At 39.3% G+C, this 17,315-nt stretch carries 21 protein-coding genes and 1 tRNA gene; 13 read left to right on the top strand and 9 right to left on the bottom strand.

Annotated elements, in window-relative coordinates; translation table 11 throughout:
* Positions 1 to 36: 36 nt before the first annotated feature.
* Genes VB715_RS10115 through VB715_RS10095 form a run of 5 tightly spaced genes read right to left on the bottom strand, consistent with a single transcriptional unit; the run spans position 37 to position 2,827 of the window.
* The gene (locus tag VB715_RS10115) at positions 37 to 519 is read right to left on the bottom strand and encodes a 2Fe-2S iron-sulfur cluster-binding protein (protein ID WP_323301071.1); all 483 of its coding nucleotides are present in this window, start codon (positions 517 to 519) and stop codon (positions 37 to 39) included.
* A gap of 17 nt (positions 520 to 536) precedes the next feature.
* On the bottom strand, positions 537 to 1,214 hold the full coding sequence (locus VB715_RS10110) for a V4R domain-containing protein (protein WP_323301070.1): 678 nt from the start codon (positions 1,212 to 1,214) through the stop codon (positions 537 to 539).
* A 5-nt stretch (positions 1,215 to 1,219) separates the two neighbouring features.
* On the bottom strand, positions 1,220 to 1,714 hold the full coding sequence (locus tag VB715_RS10105; protein WP_323301069.1) for a phycobilisome protein: 495 nt from the start codon (positions 1,712 to 1,714) through the stop codon (positions 1,220 to 1,222).
* Between the two features lie 10 nt (positions 1,715 to 1,724).
* Positions 1,725 to 2,105 (bottom strand): hypothetical protein, encoded by a 381-nt coding sequence (locus tag VB715_RS10100; RefSeq protein WP_323301068.1) that lies wholly within the window; start codon positions 2,103 to 2,105, stop codon positions 1,725 to 1,727.
* On the bottom strand, positions 2,102 to 2,827 hold the full coding sequence (locus VB715_RS10095; RefSeq protein ID WP_323301067.1) for a V4R domain-containing protein: 726 nt from the start codon (positions 2,825 to 2,827) through the stop codon (positions 2,102 to 2,104). Before VB715_RS10095 ends, VB715_RS10100 begins: the two co-directional genes overlap by 4 nt.
* Positions 2,828 to 3,067: 240 nt before the next feature.
* Here VB715_RS10095 and VB715_RS10090 point away from each other — a divergent pair, with 240 nt between their 5' ends.
* The 5 genes from VB715_RS10090 to VB715_RS10070 all read left to right on the top strand — a co-directional run bounded on the left by VB715_RS10090 (position 3,068) and on the right by VB715_RS10070 (position 7,949).
* A complete protein-coding gene (locus tag VB715_RS10090) occupies positions 3,068 to 3,430 on the top strand; it encodes a DUF1622 domain-containing protein (RefSeq protein ID WP_323301066.1) in 363 nt (120 codons plus the stop codon).
* Positions 3,431 to 3,474: 44 nt separating this feature from the next.
* Positions 3,475 to 3,861 (top strand): 6-carboxytetrahydropterin synthase QueD, encoded by a 387-nt coding sequence (queD, locus tag VB715_RS10085; RefSeq protein WP_323301065.1) that lies wholly within the window; start codon positions 3,475 to 3,477, stop codon positions 3,859 to 3,861.
* A gap of 135 nt (positions 3,862 to 3,996) precedes the next feature.
* Positions 3,997 to 5,394, top strand: a complete 1,398-nt coding sequence (locus VB715_RS10080) for a serine/threonine-protein kinase (protein WP_323301064.1) — start codon at positions 3,997 to 3,999, stop codon at positions 5,392 to 5,394.
* Between the two features lie 24 nt (positions 5,395 to 5,418).
* Positions 5,419 to 6,933 carry a uroporphyrinogen-III C-methyltransferase gene (cobA, locus tag VB715_RS10075; protein ID WP_323301063.1) on the top strand — a complete coding sequence of 505 codons (1,515 nt, stop codon included), beginning with the start codon at positions 5,419 to 5,421 and terminating at the stop codon, positions 6,931 to 6,933.
* Positions 6,934 to 7,052: 119 nt separating this feature from the next.
* Entirely contained in the window at positions 7,053 to 7,949 is an 897-nt protein-coding gene (locus VB715_RS10070) for a CoB--CoM heterodisulfide reductase iron-sulfur subunit B family protein (RefSeq protein ID WP_323301062.1), read from the top strand.
* 155 nt (positions 7,950 to 8,104) lie between these two features.
* On the opposite strand, the gene VB715_RS10065 is transcribed toward VB715_RS10070, so the two are convergent.
* From VB715_RS10065 to rpsB, 3 genes are all read right to left on the bottom strand, one after another.
* Positions 8,105 to 8,968, bottom strand: coding sequence for a hypothetical protein (locus tag VB715_RS10065; protein WP_323301061.1), 864 nt, complete (start codon positions 8,966 to 8,968; stop codon positions 8,105 to 8,107).
* Positions 8,969 to 9,075: 107 nt separating this feature from the next.
* The gene (gene tsf, locus VB715_RS10060) at positions 9,076 to 9,882 is read right to left on the bottom strand and encodes a translation elongation factor Ts (RefSeq protein ID WP_323301060.1); all 807 of its coding nucleotides are present in this window, start codon (positions 9,880 to 9,882) and stop codon (positions 9,076 to 9,078) included.
* 209 nt (positions 9,883 to 10,091) lie between these two features.
* Positions 10,092 to 10,934: a 30S ribosomal protein S2 gene (rpsB, locus tag VB715_RS10055; protein WP_323301059.1), complete on the bottom strand. Its 843-nt coding sequence runs from the start codon at positions 10,932 to 10,934 to the stop codon at positions 10,092 to 10,094.
* Between the two features lie 169 nt (positions 10,935 to 11,103).
* On the opposite strand from rpsB, the gene VB715_RS10050 reads away from it, so the two are divergent.
* The 8 genes from VB715_RS10050 (at position 11,104) to VB715_RS10015 (ending at position 16,204) form a co-directional block, all read left to right on the top strand.
* Entirely contained in the window at positions 11,104 to 11,574 is a 471-nt protein-coding gene (locus tag VB715_RS10050) for a molybdenum cofactor biosynthesis protein MoaE (RefSeq protein WP_416336924.1), read from the top strand.
* Positions 11,571 to 11,879 carry a (2Fe-2S) ferredoxin domain-containing protein gene (locus VB715_RS10045; RefSeq protein ID WP_323301058.1) on the top strand — a complete coding sequence of 103 codons (309 nt, stop codon included), beginning with the start codon at positions 11,571 to 11,573 and terminating at the stop codon, positions 11,877 to 11,879. Before VB715_RS10050 ends, VB715_RS10045 begins: the two co-directional genes overlap by 4 nt.
* Before the next feature lie 91 nt (positions 11,880 to 11,970).
* The gene (locus VB715_RS10040; protein WP_323301057.1) at positions 11,971 to 13,212 is read left to right on the top strand and encodes a bifunctional sterol desaturase/short chain dehydrogenase; all 1,242 of its coding nucleotides are present in this window, start codon (positions 11,971 to 11,973) and stop codon (positions 13,210 to 13,212) included.
* Positions 13,213 to 13,455: 243 nt separating this feature from the next.
* The gene (yqeK, locus tag VB715_RS10035) at positions 13,456 to 14,052 is read left to right on the top strand and encodes a bis(5'-nucleosyl)-tetraphosphatase (symmetrical) YqeK (protein ID WP_323301154.1); all 597 of its coding nucleotides are present in this window, start codon (positions 13,456 to 13,458) and stop codon (positions 14,050 to 14,052) included.
* A gap of 56 nt (positions 14,053 to 14,108) precedes the next feature.
* Complete coding sequence (gene rsfS, locus VB715_RS10030) at positions 14,109 to 14,537, top strand: ribosome silencing factor (protein ID WP_416336923.1); 429 nt, start codon at positions 14,109 to 14,111, stop codon at positions 14,535 to 14,537.
* Positions 14,538 to 14,542: 5 nt separating this feature from the next.
* Entirely contained in the window at positions 14,543 to 15,043 is a 501-nt protein-coding gene (locus tag VB715_RS10025; RefSeq protein ID WP_323301056.1) for a CGLD27 family protein, read from the top strand.
* 68 nt (positions 15,044 to 15,111) lie between these two features.
* A complete protein-coding gene (locus VB715_RS10020) occupies positions 15,112 to 16,065 on the top strand; it encodes an asparaginase (RefSeq protein ID WP_323301055.1) in 954 nt (317 codons plus the stop codon).
* A gap of 65 nt (positions 16,066 to 16,130) precedes the next feature.
* Positions 16,131 to 16,204, top strand: a tRNA-Met gene (locus VB715_RS10015).
* Between the two features lie 170 nt (positions 16,205 to 16,374).
* On the opposite strand, the gene VB715_RS21965 is transcribed toward VB715_RS10015, so the two are convergent.
* Positions 16,375 to 17,175, bottom strand: coding sequence for an iron uptake porin (locus tag VB715_RS21965; protein ID WP_416336922.1), 801 nt, complete (start codon positions 17,173 to 17,175; stop codon positions 16,375 to 16,377).
* Between the last annotated feature and the right edge of the window lie 140 nt (positions 17,176 to 17,315).

Raw genomic sequence — 17,315 nt, 5'->3', positions numbered from 1 at the left:
CCTTTGTTTTCAATAGAATTAACTAGGTTAAGTGTTTTATCCATCTTGAGTTTTGGCGATGTATTCAGCCACTTCGACTTGAGTATCTTTGAGTTGGGTAATCATCGAACGAGTGACTAATTTTCCCGCCTCAACTAATACTGCTCCTGTAATGGGATGTAAGATATTTTCCTCTGCTCGACGGCCAATTAAATCTTCAATATTTTCAATTTCACTGACATACATACCAGAGGGAATTTCAACGACAACACCTTCTCCAATTACCCGTGCTTGACAAGCAAGTCGAGAGAATTTATTAGCTGTTGTAATCACTTCCATCGTACGCATTTCTCGCCGATTTACAGGGGATAAACTATCCATCCCTTCTGTAATAAAAACATGGCAAGTGGAACACATTCCCCTTCCTCCGCACTCTTTCCAAACATTCAAATCTTTTTGCAGTAAACCACTCAAAAGATTGTCATTTGTTTGTATTGCAACTTCTTGATTAATGGGGTCAAGTTTAACAGTTTTTGCCATGTTTAAATGCTCCTAAATTAATTAGTTAAGTTTGATTGATTGCGACACAATAATTCCATAATTGTCGCGTGATCGTGACCTTCTTCTATCCAAGCTTCAATGGGTTTAATGCGTTCAGCTAATCCAATAACAAAGTTATTAGAATCTGCTCCCATTGATTCACAAGATGTTTGAATACAGTGTAAATCTTGTCCTGTTAATTGAGTAAAAAATGCACTTAAAATTCCTGCTTCTAAGAAACACATCGGACGCTTATTTTGGGGGGCAACTTGAGCAAAGGGGGAATTAACAATTTTCGGAATTAAAAACCCATTCTGATAATATTTTAGATCAATCTCTAGGGTTCCCCATCCATGAGTTTTCCAGCATTGTTTTAGGCATTGAATAAACTGAATCATCTCCATTTGTGCTAAGGGTTGTTTATAGTATTCCCCTAATTCCTCTGCAAATCGCTGATAGAAACTTTTTCCCCACCAACGGCCACAACTAAATAGAGCGACACCACTTCCTTGTCCTAATTCATCTTCTAAAGTAGCATACATAGCCTCTAATAAAGGTTGAGGTAAGGCCAGTAAACGGGAACCACTACGATTTTCTAATAAGCCAAATTCAAAGTCTCCTTGAAGATAGGCATCAGGGGAAAAGTAATTTCCTTTTAATGATGAATTGTTAGCTAAATTTGCAACATCAATCATTGTAATTATGCTCCTATGTTCTCTATTTTAGCTGAAGATTTTGGTTCGATTAATATGGTTTTTGCTTGAGACAAGAAAGGATTAATTAATGCCATTTGTATTGAGGAAAAACTCTCTTCTAACTTTTCTTTTAAGCATTCAAAAAGATGAGTTTCAATGACCACCATTTCCTGCGCGTGAACCATATCTGTCAGCCATTCTAAGAGACGATGGTTAAAATAATCAGGGTTATTTAATAACAGGGCCATAGCACCATAACGCATCACGGACATCCAATGTCCTAAAGCCTGTTCAAGACGTTGGCTATTTTCATCAGGAAATGCCTCAACTAAACTATCAGCAACAGATTGAAAAATACTAATTTCTTGATCCCGCAGACACTGATAAATTGCCAAGCATTCTCTAAGGCGATTAGCTTGATTTTTTAGAGTCGTAATGTCTGAAGTTTGAAGATAGTGATCTTCTGCTTCATAGAATAAATGTTCAAAATCTTTTTGCATGGTCTTGATTCTAGAATAAATCGGATAAATTGTTTACATTCAAGTCTTGAGATGACGAATTAATTTCCTTTTTAAGAGAAGATGATTGAGCGATTGGAGCTATTTTAGAAAATCCTTGCCAGCCCATTTCTTGAAAAAATTCAGCCACAGGTAACGTCATTAAAGCTTGCTGAGTTCTTGGCATTGCTTTAACTAAAGGTTGATGAGAAATCTTTCCCGTCCAGTTACCTTGTGAGAGAAAATCTCCCAAACTTAAACATAAAAAAGATGAAGGTTTTATGTTATTTTTAGAAGTATCTAAGGGTTGAAGTCTTGGGGGTTGACCAGTCCAATTATAGGCACTAAAAAACTCATTGACACTTAACCCTGCCCAAGCTGTTATACTCATCATTTAAGATACTCCCCATGATACAAACGCTTTTCAATATCTTTGGCTAATGCGCCTTCATTTAACCAAAAAGTTGCTGCATCAATGCGATCTTTTTTACCGATGAGAAACTTACAATAAGTTTCCCCCATAGCATAGCATTGAATCTCAATACCATTTAAGTCTTTTTTGACTAAATTGCTGAAAAATCCTGCTAATAATCCAGCGTAAATATGACAAACAGGTTTACCAACATCCCCTAAAGTTCGAGCAACAGCAGAGTCAAAAATATTGACAAACATAAAGCCATTTTTCTGCTCACTCATATCCACTTCCCAGTTACCCCAACCTTGAGCAGTAAAGGGCCACCACCAAGCTTCTAAAACATAATTTAGATTGAGTTGATTAAGGGGTTTTTCATACTCATATTCAGAATAAAGCCACTGTTGAAAAAAGACAGCGTCTCGTTTACCCCATTCTTTACCAATGTTATAGGTAACGACTCCTGCTGCACTGCCGATTTCTTCTTCTAATCCTTCAATTAAACCCAGAATAAAATCTTCACTGGTTAAAATATTACGGGATTCATTCCAATCAATAATGGTTCCAGTTTGTGTTTGAAAACAGAAAAAATCTTCTAAGCCATAATGATGATGTCTTTTAGGATATTTCTTCTTTAAAATATGCTCAACTTTTTGGGATAATTGTTTCGTTTCTTGTTTGCTGTCACTTGAGGTGAAAACCATAGCTTGAAAACCTCAAACTGTTGAAGGTGATTTATGTATTTGTTAACTTGATTTCATTCTAGAAAAATTGCTGATCGCCTTCCTCAGTAGTTTTGAGTAAATCCTGGGTAGGTTCTCTCTATTTCTCTGTAGTTATGCCTAATTCAACAGAGTAAAAACTGAGATCGGTTATAGAAAGTAAACAACGGCTGTCTCAAAAATGGCACTAAGATTAAATTGAAGTAACTAGACTAGAGGAAAATGAGATTATTAGAACATTTAGCTGAGATCTTAGAACGTTGGGTTGGGGGTTTTCGGTTAATATTAGAGTTTGTTTCGGTGGTTTGCGTGATTTGTGGCTTTTTCGGATCATTTCGTGCCTTAATTTTGGGTATTCGTCGCCAGTCTTTTCCTTTCTTAGAGGTGCGTATTCGCTTTGGTTCTTGGTTGGCTTTGGCCTTAGAATTTCAATTAGGCTCGGACATTTTATCGACGACGGTTGCTCCCTCCTGGGAAACCTTGGGAAAATTAGGGGCCATTGCCGTTATTCGTACTTTTCTCAACTATTTCTTAAATCAGGAATTAGAAGCGGAACAGTCTCTTCGGGAACGTAGGGGAAACTGAAAAGTCTAAAATAAAGTGTTATCTGATCGCTGTTTTGCTTAATCATGAATTCACCCCATCAATGGACTATCTATAAAGAATTTCGCTTTGAAGCGGCCCATCAACTCCCCTATCATGATGGTAAATGTCGTCGTCTTCATGGCCATAGTTGGGTTGGCCGAGTTTATGTGAGTAGCGATCGCCTGATAGCAGAGGGGTCAAAACAAGGGATGGTTATGGACTTTGGGGATATTAAGCGGTATTTAGAGCCTCTGATCGAGAATTTTTTAGATCATTATTATCTCAATGAAACCACAGGGTTAGAAAGTCCTACCAGTGAAGCGATCGCTCAATGGATTTTTGAGAAATTGGAAACCGCGGGACTTTCAGGACTGCAAGGAGTAGAAATTCAAGAAACTTGTACTTCTGGGGCGCGATATAGTAGAAGCTAGGAGTTGTGGAGGCTTAATAATATTAAACCCCTACAGAAGTTATCAGTAAAGTTGTCTCCAGTTCCAGAAATTTGTCTAAATCTAATCCCTTGCTTACAATAAAAGCACATAAAATTTTTATTCTCTCCATTTAATATGGAAATCCTTTGTACTCGTCCTGAATGTTCTCATCCTAAAAATCATTTTTCGGATCTTGATGACCCGACGACTCTAAAAACAGTTCAACAAAAATACTGTACCAGTTGTGGAATGCCGCTGATTTTAGCCGGTCGTTATCTTCCTTCTAAATTACTAGGTAAAGGAGGATTTGGGGCGGCATTTTTAGCAAAAGATCGCTATACTCCCACCATGCGTTTGTGTGTGGTGAAACAGTTTCAACCGGAAGGAAACTTAACTGCTCAAGCCTTGGCTATTGCTCAAGAATTATTTGAACGAGAAGCGGTGACGTTAGAAGAATTAGGGAGTAAACATCCCCAAATACCCCAATTATATGCGTTTTTTCCCTTGGTCGTTTCTAATGGTTTAACAAAGCAAGAAGAACAATTTTTTTATTTAGTTCAAGAATTAATTGATGGAGAAGATTTAGAAACAGAATTACGCAAAAATGGGGTATTCTCTGAAGCAGAAGTAATAGAGGTAATGACGGAAATTTTAGGGGTTTTGCAATTTATTCACGATCATAATTGTATTCATCGGGATATTAAACCCTCTAATATTATGCGGGATAAACAGGGGCGTTTATATTTACTTGATTTCGGGGCAGTTAAACAAGTAACCGCCGGGGCAGGTAATCAACAAAAACGCTCAACGGGAATTTTTTCGATGGGGTTTGCTCCCCCTGAGCAAATGCAAGGTTCAACCGTTTATCCAGCAACAGATTTATATGCCTTAGCCACAACTTGTCTTAATCTTTTAACGGGAAAACCCCCAGAAGAATTGTATGATTCCTATCATAATTGTTGGAATTGGAAACCCAATGTCCCCAAAATTAGCGATAAGTTAGCCGCCATTTTAGATCGTCTCTTACTTCCTATTCCTAATGATCGTTATGGCAGTGCAACCGAGGTTTTACAAGCATTACATTCCTCTCCTTCTCTTCCTATAAAACCGACTCCAAATACAACTGTTCAAACGCCTTCACCTATTCCTCTTATTGTGTCTCCTTCTCCTTCTTCAAAAGTTGCTAAACATTCTTTTTCCAGTGTAGAATTACTCCTCAGCGCGGGGTTTACTGGGTTTGAAGGAGCTTTGTTAATTATAGTGTTAAAAGGTTTAATCGCTGCCCCTGGAATTATCCTCGGATGTATGGGAATTGGGGGATTAATTTATGCTCAATATCGTCGTATGATCGAGGGGAAAGATTTACTGATTATTGGGGTAATTAGTGCGCTATTATTAATGTTTATGCCGATACTTCGCGGTAGCTTATCTTTGCCTTACATATTAATTATTGCAGTAATTTCTGGAGCCGGATTAATTGCCGTTACATCTTTATTTCGATTGATTTATCAATTGCTTTCTCGTATTTTATAGATTTTAAAATCATTAATGGTTTTCATGACAGGTAAAGTTTATTTAGTGGGTTCAGGAGTTAGTAATTTAGATTATTTAACTATTCGTGGTCAATGGCTTTTATCTCAAGCTGATGTTTTAGTTTATGATGCTTTAGTTAATCTGAAAATTCTTGATTTAGTACCCGAAAATTGCCTTAAATTGAATGTTGGTAAGCGGGGTGGTTTACCCAGTACAAATCAAGAACAAATCAATGATTTACTAATTATTTACTGCTTAAAAGGCAAACAAGTGGTAAGATTAAAAAGTGGCGATCCCTTAATATTTGGCAGAGCCAATGAGGAAATAAATGCCTTAATTAAAGCAGGTTGTAATTATGAATTAGTGCCTGGAATTTCTTCTGCTTTGGCGGCTCCTTTATTAGCTGGAATTCCCTTAACGGATAAATTTATCAGTCATTGTTTTACTGTAATGACAGGTCATGATCCAAATTTATTAAATTGGGATGCTTTAGCAAAGATTGACACATTAGTAATCTTAATGGGGGCAAAAAAACTTGGGAGAATAATTTACAATTTGTTAGAAAAGGGGCGATCACCAGATGAACCAATTGCTATTATTCGTGATGGAGGAAGTCCAAAACAAAAGATTTGGATAGGTACATTAAAGAGTATAATAGAGCAAGTTTCTGGTGTCTCATTATCTCCAGCAATTATTGTGATCGGAAAAGTGGTTAATTTAAGAAATATGTCCTCATCTGCTGACCTTCCTTTAAAGGGAAAAACTGTTTTAATTACCCGTGCGGCTGAACAATCAAGTCAATTTAGTGTCATTTTACAACAACAGGGTGCAGTAACCATTGAAATGCCAGCATTGGAAATTTTACCCCCTTCTAATTGGGAAGCATTAGATAAAGCAATTCAAGAATTATCTTCCTTTAATTGGTTGATTTTAACCTCAGCAAATGGGGTTAAATTCTTTTTTGAACGCTTAAAAGAATTAGGAAAAGATTCCCGCGCTTTAGGAGGAATTAAGATTGCTGTTGTTGGCAAAAAAACCGCATCTTTTTTACAGAATCATGGCTTAATTCCTGACTTTGTTCCTCCTAATTTTGTGGCAGACTCTTTAGTAGAAAACTTTCCAGAAACTTTAAATAATCAAAAAATATTATTTCCCCGTGTTGAAACAGGTGGCCGAGAAATTTTAGTTCAAGAATTACAAAAACAAGGAGCAGAAGTAAGAGAAGTTCCGGCTTATCAGTCAGGATGTCCTCAAAAAATCAATCTCGATGCTTGGGAAGCAATACAACAAAAACAAGTCAATATTATAACCTTTGCAAGTTCTAAAACCGTCCAGAATTTTCATGACTTATTGAAACAAGAAATAAATAGAAATTCTGAGTTAAATATGTTATCATTATTAGAAGATGTTTGTTTTGCTTCTATTGGGCCTCAAACTTCCACAACCTGTTATAAACTCTTAGGGAGAGTTGATATAGAAGCCAAAGAATATACCTTAGAGGGACTAATTGATGCTCTGATCAATTATCAATCAAATTAGTATCATCATTACTCCGAAAACCCTACCAATAATTAAGAAACCTTGATATCTTTGAGGAAAAGTAGACAATCTCTCATTATCATTAAAGTAGAGATCTATCCATCGATAAATTAAATTCAATGCTAAAATACGCTTATTACCCTGGTTGTGTTGCTCAAGGAGCTTGTCGTGAACTTTATTTATCGACTGCGGCCTTAACCGATGCCTTAGGGATAGAATTAATTGAACTCAAAAAAGCCGCTTGCTGCGGTTCAGGAACTTATAAAGAAGATTCTCAACTATTAGAAGATACCGTTAATGCGCGGAATATTGCCCTAGCAGAGTCTCTTAATCTTCCCCTTTTAACCCATTGTAGCACCTGTCAAGGAGTCATTGGCCATGTGGATGAACGGTTAAAAGATGCACAAAAAAATGATCCTTCTTATCTTGAAAAAGTGAATGGTTTCTTAAAAAAAGAACAATGTTCCCCCTATCAAGGTAGCACAGAAGTTAAACATTTATTGTGGGCATTAGTGGCTGATTACGGACTTGATAACTTACAAAAGAAAGTCAAACGTAAGCTCTCAGGATTAAATTGTGCGGCCTTTTACGGCTGTTATTTATTACGCAGTCAAGACAAACTAGCTTATGATAACCCCTTTCATCCAGAGTCCTTAGAAAACGTTTTTCGTGTGGTAGGAGCTAATCCTATTTATTATCAGGGAAGAACACAATGTTGTGGTTGGCCCCTGTCTAGTTATGCCACAGAGCAATCCTTTAAAATGGCAGGAAATCACCTGACAGAAGCGATTGAAGCGGGAGCAGATTGTTTAGTGACTCCTTGTCCTTTGTGTCATTTAAACTTAGATTCAAGACAACCGGAAGTTGAAAAAGTCATCGGTCACAAATTAGGTATTCCCGTATTACATTTACCTCAATTAGTGGCTTTAGCCTTGGGAGTTGAGCCTGAAAAATTAGGCTTAGATCGTCATATTGTTTCCACTAAATCTGTCTTAAATAAGTTAAGTTTAAACTAAATTGATCTAATTTTTGGCAGTCTCGCTCCGCGAGTGCGACTGCATCGCTCTTTTGATACAAACTTGATACTGTAAACTGTGACAGTAATATAATTAGGTTGTCCCCAAAAAAGAGAACGCGATCGCCACTTCTTGAAAAATTTCTGTTGTTGTGCCTATTCATGCCAACTAGAACGCCAAGCGGCTTCAGCTTCAGCTTGAGCATAGTCTTGTTGAGCTAAAATATAAGCTTTTCGCATTCTTTTTAGCATTTCTAGCTGTTTCATGATCCCTTTTCGTTGAATACTTAATTGAGGATCAGCAAATTCTATTTCTGACAATCGTAAATGAATTGCAGAAATTTTAGTGATTTTTGAGGGTTGATCTTCATCTTCCTCCTCTTCTTCCTCCTCTTCTTTATGACTTGTTTCCACTAACAAGTTTAGAATATTAGGTGAATTTCCGGCTGACATTCCCCCTTCTTCTGCTTGTAATGCCATTTCTAATAATTGGGGAGGTAAATTACTAGAAATAATTTGGGCTTTTTGTAAATTACTATTCACTTCTTGAGAAAGTTCATCTAAAATAATTCTAATTCCCTGTTCTATCTTTTTACACCAATTCACTAAATCTTCAGGGGTTTTTATCGTATAAATTTCGTTTTCTTCTGGTAATTCTGGTAACTGAAATGATGGATCTTTGCCCGATAATTGAATAAAAATTTGTTGTTCAGTAATCGTCGGTTTTGGGACAGGTTGAGGTAAGGACAAATAAGCTAATAATTTAGGTTGAATACCTTTCCCTAAGTTACGGATTTTTTCTTGAAATTTTTCCCTCTGACTATAAGATAATTTTAAAAATTCCTCTGGATAAATCTGGGTACAAATTTGATATACAGCTAAAATCAATTGTTTATGAACAGACTGACTCAAGGACTCTAAATATTGTCGATAAAGATCATTTAACTCTGTTGAAAGTTGAGTAGCTTGTTCTTGCAAGGCGGTCAAATTTTGTCTAATTTGCTGGAGAGATTTGGCCATAATTCAAGCTTGAATAATAATTTTAGATTATTGATCAAAAAAAGGCAAAAGTAGGACAATCATTCCGACCTTTTGCCTTAATTTTAATGAGATTGTTCCCATCAGGATTACTTTCTTTTTTTCCCTTTTTTCCCAGTGGTTTTAAGGGGGGGCTGTTTCGGAGTTGCTTCCGGTTCAGGTGTTGTCGGTTCAGCAAGTGCTTCAACTTTTGGCTCAGGGGTTGCTTCCGGTTCCGCTTCGGGTTCAGGTTCAGGGGTTGTTTGACCCGTTTGAGCCGCCACTTCATCAGCAAAGTTGACTTCTTGTTTTTCGATACCTTCCCCTAAAATAAACCGCACAAAACGGCGAACTTGAATATTTTCTCCAAGTTGGGCAATGGTTTGTTTAATTAACTCTTCAACCGTTATATTTTGATCCTTAATAAACGGCTGATCCAACAAGGAAAGTTCTTTGCGTCGTTTTTCAATACGCCCTTGAACAATCTTTTCTTTGATGTTATCAGGCTTATTGGCTAAATCCTCCCGTCCCATCTCAATTTCTTTTTCTTTGGCAACTGTGGTGTCAGGAATCTCAGTTTGCGACACATATTCCACATTAGGACAAGCAGCAATTTGCATAGCCACATTCTGAACCAGTTCTTTGAACTCATCCCGACGAGCTACAAAATCAGTTTCACAGTTAACTTCTACGAGAACCCCAATGCGTCCTCCAGTATGAATATAACTGTGAACCAACCCTTCTGCCGTTTGTCGACCAGATTTTTTCTCGGCGGAAGTAATGCCCTTTTTTCGTAACCATTCAACAGCTTGTGTTATGTCGCCTTGGTTTTCTTGGAGTGCCTTTTTGCAGTCCATCATACCCGCGCCAGTTTTTTCACGGAGTTCTTTAACCTGTTTTGCTGAAATTTCGGCCATGTTAACTTCTGTTCCTACTCTATTAACTATGATGACATGAGGGGGATAGTTAGTTGTAATTTATTGGCTTTTGAAAAGAGTAATGGGGTGAGGAGGTCAAGTTGCTTCGCTCCAATTCAAAATTATGAATTTCAGGAAGTGGTAATGGGGTAATGGGATGATCAACACATTTTCTCCTCACTCCCTCACTCCCTGACCTCCTCACTTCTTCACTCCTTCTCTTCCTCACCCTCTTCTTCTTCGTCAGAGAATTCTGCGTTAACTTCTACGCCTTCCTCTTCATCCTGCTCATCTGCTTCATCATAATCATCGTAGTCCCCTTCAGCAAGACTCTCATCAAACTCTTCGTAGTCTTCTTCTGAGTCTAATTGACCATGACGACCTTCATAGATAGCATCAGCCAATTTACCCAAAATTAACTTAATCGAGCGAATCGCATCATCATTGGCGGGAATAGGAATATCAGCATAGTCGGGATCACAGTTGGTATCCAAGAGAGAAATCATGGGAATTCCCAATTTTTGACATTCTTGAATCGCGTTATATTCCCGTCTTTGGTCAACAATAACCACTATATCAGGGGGCTTACGCATGGTTTTGATCCCCCCTAGGTATTTCTGAAGTTTTCCTAATTCTCGGCGGAGAACAGAGGCTTCTTTTTTGGGACGACGATCAAGTTGTCCACTGCTTTCCATTGCCTCCAATTCTTTCAGACGTTCTACCCGATTTTTAATGGTTTCCCAATTGGTTAGCATTCCTCCTAACCAGCGTTGGTTCACATAATTAGCCCCACAACGGGAAGCTTCTTGGGCAATAATACCTGCTGCTTGACGTTTGGTTCCCACAAACAAAAACCGTTTGCCCTTATCAGAAGAGTTACGAACATACTGATAGGCATCTTCCATTAATTGGGCGGTTTGCACCAAATCAATGATATGAACACCATTACGGGCGGTATAAATATAAGGGGCCATCTTGGGGTTCCAACGACGGGTCTGATGACCAAAGTGAACCCCAGACTCTAGCAATTCTGCAAGAGAAACCACTGCCATAATTAATTTTTCTCCTATTTCGGGTTAATCCTCCATCCAGGTGTCTTTCTGATTAGAAACACCCGAAATCCTGGATGTGCGAGATTTAAACAACTCTTCTAGGATAACATATTATTAGACGGTATTAGCAAACCTTTCGTGGTAGTCCTGTCTGTAGGAGCGTCTTCTCGTGAATAGTAGTACAATTAACCCCCAAGACAGTTTGAGAATTAGTTTTGCGCCCCTTTCTTTGGAGGAGGTGTATAATTTAGCGGATGATCCGGCCAATGGGGCGATCGCCTTAATGAGTGGGACAGTGCGACAACAAACGGAAGGCAAAGCAGTTCGTTATTTAGAATATCAAGGCTATGAACCCATGGCCCTAGAAATTTTTCGTCAAATTGCGGCTACTATTCGTCAACAATGGACTGATACTAACCGAGTCGTCATTCATCATCGTACCGGACGGCTACAAATTGGAGAAATTAGTGTTTTAGTTGCCGTGGGATGTCCTCACCGGGCCGAAGCGTTTGCAGCTTGTCGTTATGGCATTGATACCTTAAAACATAATGCCCCGATTTGGAAAAAAGAATTTTGGTCTGATGGTTCGAGTACCTGGGTTAGTATTGGGGCCTGCGAAGAAAATACGGTTAGATTATGAATAACCTATCCCCTCGATGTATTCTCGTCTGTCAACATTCTTCCTGTCGGGCCTTCGGATCATCTCAAGTCCTGTTTGTGTTTCAATTGGCTAAATTACCCCCTGATGTAGTCGTTATGTCTACCGGGTGTCAGGGACAATGTAGTAGTGGCCCGACGGTACGCATTACTCCAGAAGAAATCTGGTATTGTCGGGTACAACCTCAAGATGTGGCCATTATTTTAGAACAACATTTATACGGAGGAAACCCCGTGACTGCCAAACTTCACCCCCGTATTCATCCTAATTTTTCCAGGGAACAGTAGATCTTACAAATCATGTCGGATTACTATAGGATAGTATTCTAGAATAAATAAAATTTACTCTCTCACTCATCAAAGGATTTTTAAATAAAGTATGGATTTGGATAACTTAATTACTATTATTACTCCTGTTATTATTATCTTAGGAACAATTATTTGGGTAGAAATTGTTCGAGATTGTTATCATGCCCTTTCCCATTATTGGCAACCGTTATATCGTCTTCATTCTTGGCATCATAAGGTTTTTCGACCTGATTTAACTGCAGTAAGTGAAGATATTTATCGTAAGGCTCATTGGTATAATGATTTACCGGAAGCTTTAGTAATGTTAACCTTAAGTTTCATTCCTGGCCTAATTTTTTCTTGGCAAACTATCCCTTATAGTTGGGTTGCTTGGACGGGTTCTCTTTATACTTTAACCTTTTTATTCGGGGCGATCGCTCGTGGTGCGGGGGTTCCTTATGTGGATGAATTAACAGATCTTACTCATCGTCCTGGAGATTTTACCACTCTTCCGGCCCCTTGGTTTGTTAACCGTCCTTATCATTGGCGACATCATTTTGATAATCAAAAAGCTTACTATAGTGGAACTTTAACGTTAGTTGATAAAATCATGGGAACGGCTTTATCTCTTAAAGGTAAAACAATTGGGGTCACGGGTGCATCAGGAACTTTGGGACTTTCTTTGCTTAAAGAGTTACACTTAAATGGGGCAAAAGTAATTGCTTTAACGTCCCAAGATAAACAAATAAATTTAGAAATTGAAGCTCAAGAAATACCGATTAAAACGTTAACATGGCAAGTAGGAAAGGAAACAGATTTGATAGATGAACTCACCAAAATTGATATTTTAATTATCAATCATGGTTTGAATGTTCATCAAGAGAGAAGTGAAAAAGCAATTATTAAATCCTACGAAGTCAATACTTTTTCTGGTTGGCGATTAATGGAATGTTTCTTGAAAACCGTTAAAACTAATCAAGATAAAGTCAGAAAAGAAGTTTGGGTTAATACCTCAGAAGCAGAAGTTAATCCCGCTTTAAGTCCTCTTTATGAACTAAGTAAAAGAACCTTTGGTGATTTAATTACCTTACGGCGTTTAGATGCGCCCTGTGTGGTCAGAAAGTTAATTTTAGGGCCCTTTAAAAGTAATCTAAATCCCATTGGTGTCATGTCAGCAGATTGGGTAGCCAAACAAATTATAAAAGGGGCAAAAAGTGATAATCGTAATATTATTGTCACGATTAATCCTATTACATTTATTGTCTTTCCCGTTAAAGAAATGATGCAGACAATTTACTTTAAATTATTTACCAAAGCAAGGGACAAATTTTAATCATATAGTTAACATCCTCGTCGTCTATACATACAGTAGTTTGCCTAGGTAGGGGCGTATTGCGTGCGCCCTATAATTATATTTTGTTAAATAGATATCGTCATCTATGTGCGAATTTGGCTCATGTGACATTTCTGTAGGGGCGAACGGCCGTTTGCCCCTACCCATAAGATGATTTTGATGATGAAAGAATCAAGAATTCGCTACAATAGGAGAAGAAATTCTCACAGATCCCAACTTCCTATGCGAGAACGGGTGATTACCTGGTTAAAAGATAATGTTTCTGACCATCGCCTACAACATATTTTAGGGGTGGAGCAACTGTGCATAGAATTAGCCCATTGTCATCAAGTTGACCCCCAAAAAGCGGCCCAAGCAGGGTTAATGCACGACTTAGCCAAATTTTTCCCCCGGGCCAAACTCTTAGAAATGGCTAAGAAGGAAATGGCGGAAATTGATCCCGTATGTGCAACCAACCCCCATTTACTTCATGCTGATGCCAGTGCGATGGTTGCTAGAGATACCTTTAATATCCAAGATGAAGAAATCTTAAATGCCATTCGTAATCATACCTTGGGAAACCCTCAGATGAGTGATCTCAGTTGTATTGTATTCGTTGCGGATGCCTTAGAACCCAACCGAGGTCAAACACCAGAATTAGAAGCCATGCGTCAGGTCAGTTGGCAAAATCTTTACAAAAGTGTACAACAAACCTCTGAGTATTCTCTAAAATATTTAATACAGACTCATCGGACAATTCACCCTAGGGCGATCCTGACTCGCAATTGGGCATTACACCTCAGTAAACAACAATTATCTCTAGTGAACAAAAAACCTTAATCTCAGTTAAGCCACGGCCCAAAGTAACCCACCCAATTCATTTAAAATCAAACTTAATGACTAATTACGACCAATTGACCCCCAACCCTTCCACAATGGTAATCGATAATGCCAGTGACCCAGAAACTAAAGCCTTAGCAACAACGATCGCCCAAGCAGCAGATGATCGCAAAGCCGATGATATTGTCTTATTAAAAGTGGCCAACGTTTCCTACTTAGCCGATTATTTTATAATTATCACCGGATTTTCCAGAACTCAGGTAAAAGCCATTGCTGAGGCGATCGAACATCAAGTCGTCCAAACTTATAATAAGTTGCCCCTACGCACAGAAGGAAAAAGTGAAGGTAACTGGGTATTACAAGACTTTGGAGAAGTGATCGTTCACATTTTCTTGCCTGAAGAGCGAGAATTTTATAACCTAGAAGCATTCTGGGGTCACGCCGAACGTCTAGAATTTTCATCCGAGGGAGTTACAAGATTATAAGCATTATGCGGGAATCATCTATACAAATTTGTCCCGTCCCAACGGAACAACAACCAGTTATTGAGTATGAGTCCTTAAAGGAATCTTGGTTTTTTCGCTGGGCAACCCTGGAAAAAGGAGACTTTTGGCGTAAAATAGCTTGGATCTGGGGAATAGGCTGGGTCATGGCTAGTCCGATCGCCGCTGCCAGTTTTCCCCCAGAAAAACGCTTACTCGGCTTTACCCTTGCCAGTAATTTAGGCGCAGGGCTAATTTTAGGATTGATTTTGTTGCAGTTGTATTTGGGATGGCGTTATGTCAGCGATCGCTTGAGCAAAGAAACGATATTTTATGAAGAGTCAGGCTGGTATGATGGTCAAACTTGGCCCAAACCCCCAGAAATGTTAACCCGCGATCGCCTGATTGTTTCCTACCAAGTCGCCCCCATTTTACAACGCTTAATCCGTACGACGGGAATTTTAGCTTTGTTGATGATGGGTGATAGTATGGTTTGGTTATGTTTGTAAGACTGATAAAAATGTCAATCACAGCCATAGAACCAATTTATCCTAAAATTTCTTAAATTTAATATCCCATGACCAGAGGAAAACGCCACTCCGCGCCCAAAATAGAAGTCCACTTACTCCGAGAAGGCATTATCGAATCAACCCATTTTGTTGAAGCGACTGTCTCTGATGATCGGGGACGGGTGTTATCCGTCGCGGGAAGCTCAGAAACAACGGCTTTTGTCCGCTCTGCTCTTAAACCCTTCCAAGCTTTAGCGGTGATTGCTACCGGAACCCTGGAACGCTATGATCTCAATGATAAAGACTTAGCGATCATCTGTAGTTCCCATAAAGGCAATGTGGAACAAGCGCGACAAGTCTTTAATGTTCTGTGGCGGGCTGATATTGATCCCAGTGCCTTACAATGTCCGATCCCAGAAGGAAGCAATAGTCCCCTTCAGCATAATTGTTCAGGCAAACACGCGGGAATGTTAGCGGTTTGTCAACAACGCAATTGGCCCCTCAATACCTATTTGCGTCGGTCTTCTCCCGTTCAACAGCTAATTTTAAGCAAAATTGCCGAATTATTAGGAATGCCAGGAGATGAATTAATTGGGGCCCACGACGACTGTGGGGCCCCGACTTATTCCATGAAGTTGGGACAAATGGCCCATCTCTATGCTCAGTTAGCTTCAGGTAATAGTCTTGATCTTGAACGAATTTTGCGATCAATGACCTATTATCCCACGATGGTAGCAGGAGAAGGTTCCTTTGATACGGAATTGATGCGCTTGACAGAAGGAGAATTAGTCAGTAAGTCAGGGGCAGAAGGGATTCAATGTATCGGACGAGTTGGGGAAGGGATGGGATTAGCGATTAAGGTCGTTGATGGCTCAAAACGGGCTAAAAATGCGGCTGCAATCCATCTTTTGCGACAAATGGGATGGCTTTCTCCTAGTGTGGCAGAAACCCTAGGGGAGCAATTTATGATGTTGAGTAATTACAAACGACTAGAAGTCATTGGAGACTTATCCATGCTCTGAATTAAATTAATTTTCTCAAAACCCTTGCCATTTAGAATAACTTGTTGTTATACTAGAAAAGGCGACGCGGGATAGAGCAGTCTGGTAGCTCGTCGGGCTCATAACCCGAAGGTCGGTGGTTCAAATCCGCCTCCCGCCATTGATAAATCCCGTTATTATTGGATTATAGGTTTCTGCTAGTCTTTTACTCAATTTTGCTCAGATGGTTAATTGAGTAAAATTCAGTCAGGGTGAGCCAGGGATTTGAGGATAACTGGCGGTTCAACTCCTGCACCCTGGATCGGCAAGAGATGAACCTTGTCAATTACCCTAGGGGATAATCGGAATTTGTTGTCGATTAATTTCCATCTGCCGTAAACTTGGGGGTTCCGTCTGGATATATTGAGGATTCCCGTTTAAGGAAGAATTATAGGGATTGATAATGTCTGGAGTCCGAATTCTGGGCCCGGCAGTTTGTTGGTCGAGTCCGTCACGATAAACAGCTTCTAAAGTTTTCCCGTCGTTGGCGATTTGATTATCAAAGAAAGATCCAGGGGCATACCGCCAACCGAAAATCTTGTTTAGTTGTCCAGAAAAATCAGTATTATCATAGAATCGCAGACTTTCATTGTAAAAGGCGCGATTCATAACGTTGACAAAGTGTTCTCCTGGTTGCGTCGGGATGGCTTGTACCCCAGGCTGACTTCCCAGATAACCTGCTTGGCCTTGTCCCTGGCCACGAGCTTCCAATAAACGCCGTTCTAACTGCTCCATACAAGCATTTAAACCGGCCGCAAATTCATTACGACTTAAGGGGCGATCGCCACGGAAAGTCCGATCAGGATACCCGACAATACAACCATAATTTTCTACCAAGTTTTTCAGAGCTTGATAAGACCAATCGATCGGGGAAACATCTCGCAGTTGTTGAATACTATTCAACTGCTGCAAAATTGTTTGATAATCAGAGGTCGGATAGACATTGGTTTCTTGGGCTACTTCCCTTGGGGTTGGGCTGGCCAGAGGAGCAGAAGAGGGGGAGGGATCATCGGCATAGGCCGGAAAACCTGTCACAGTTCCTAGGAACAGTGATCCCAATAATAAAGCAGGTAAGGGGGGTCGATACATCATTTAAACTTCTCCTCACAGTAAAATTTAACCGAGTTGGTTAATTTTTTGGGATCAACAGGGGCATTTTATCGGATGACTCTATCAGTTTTGTGCCGTTTTTCGGTAGAGTATTAGGATATTCCTAAACCCCATAATTAACC

The organism is Crocosphaera sp. UHCC 0190 (assembly GCF_034932065.1).
In the GTDB taxonomy this organism is placed as follows: domain Bacteria; phylum Cyanobacteriota; class Cyanobacteriia; order Cyanobacteriales; family Microcystaceae; genus UHCC-0190.
Note: the sequence above shows the minus strand (reverse complement) of the source record. Positions and strands in the feature narration are given on the sequence as shown.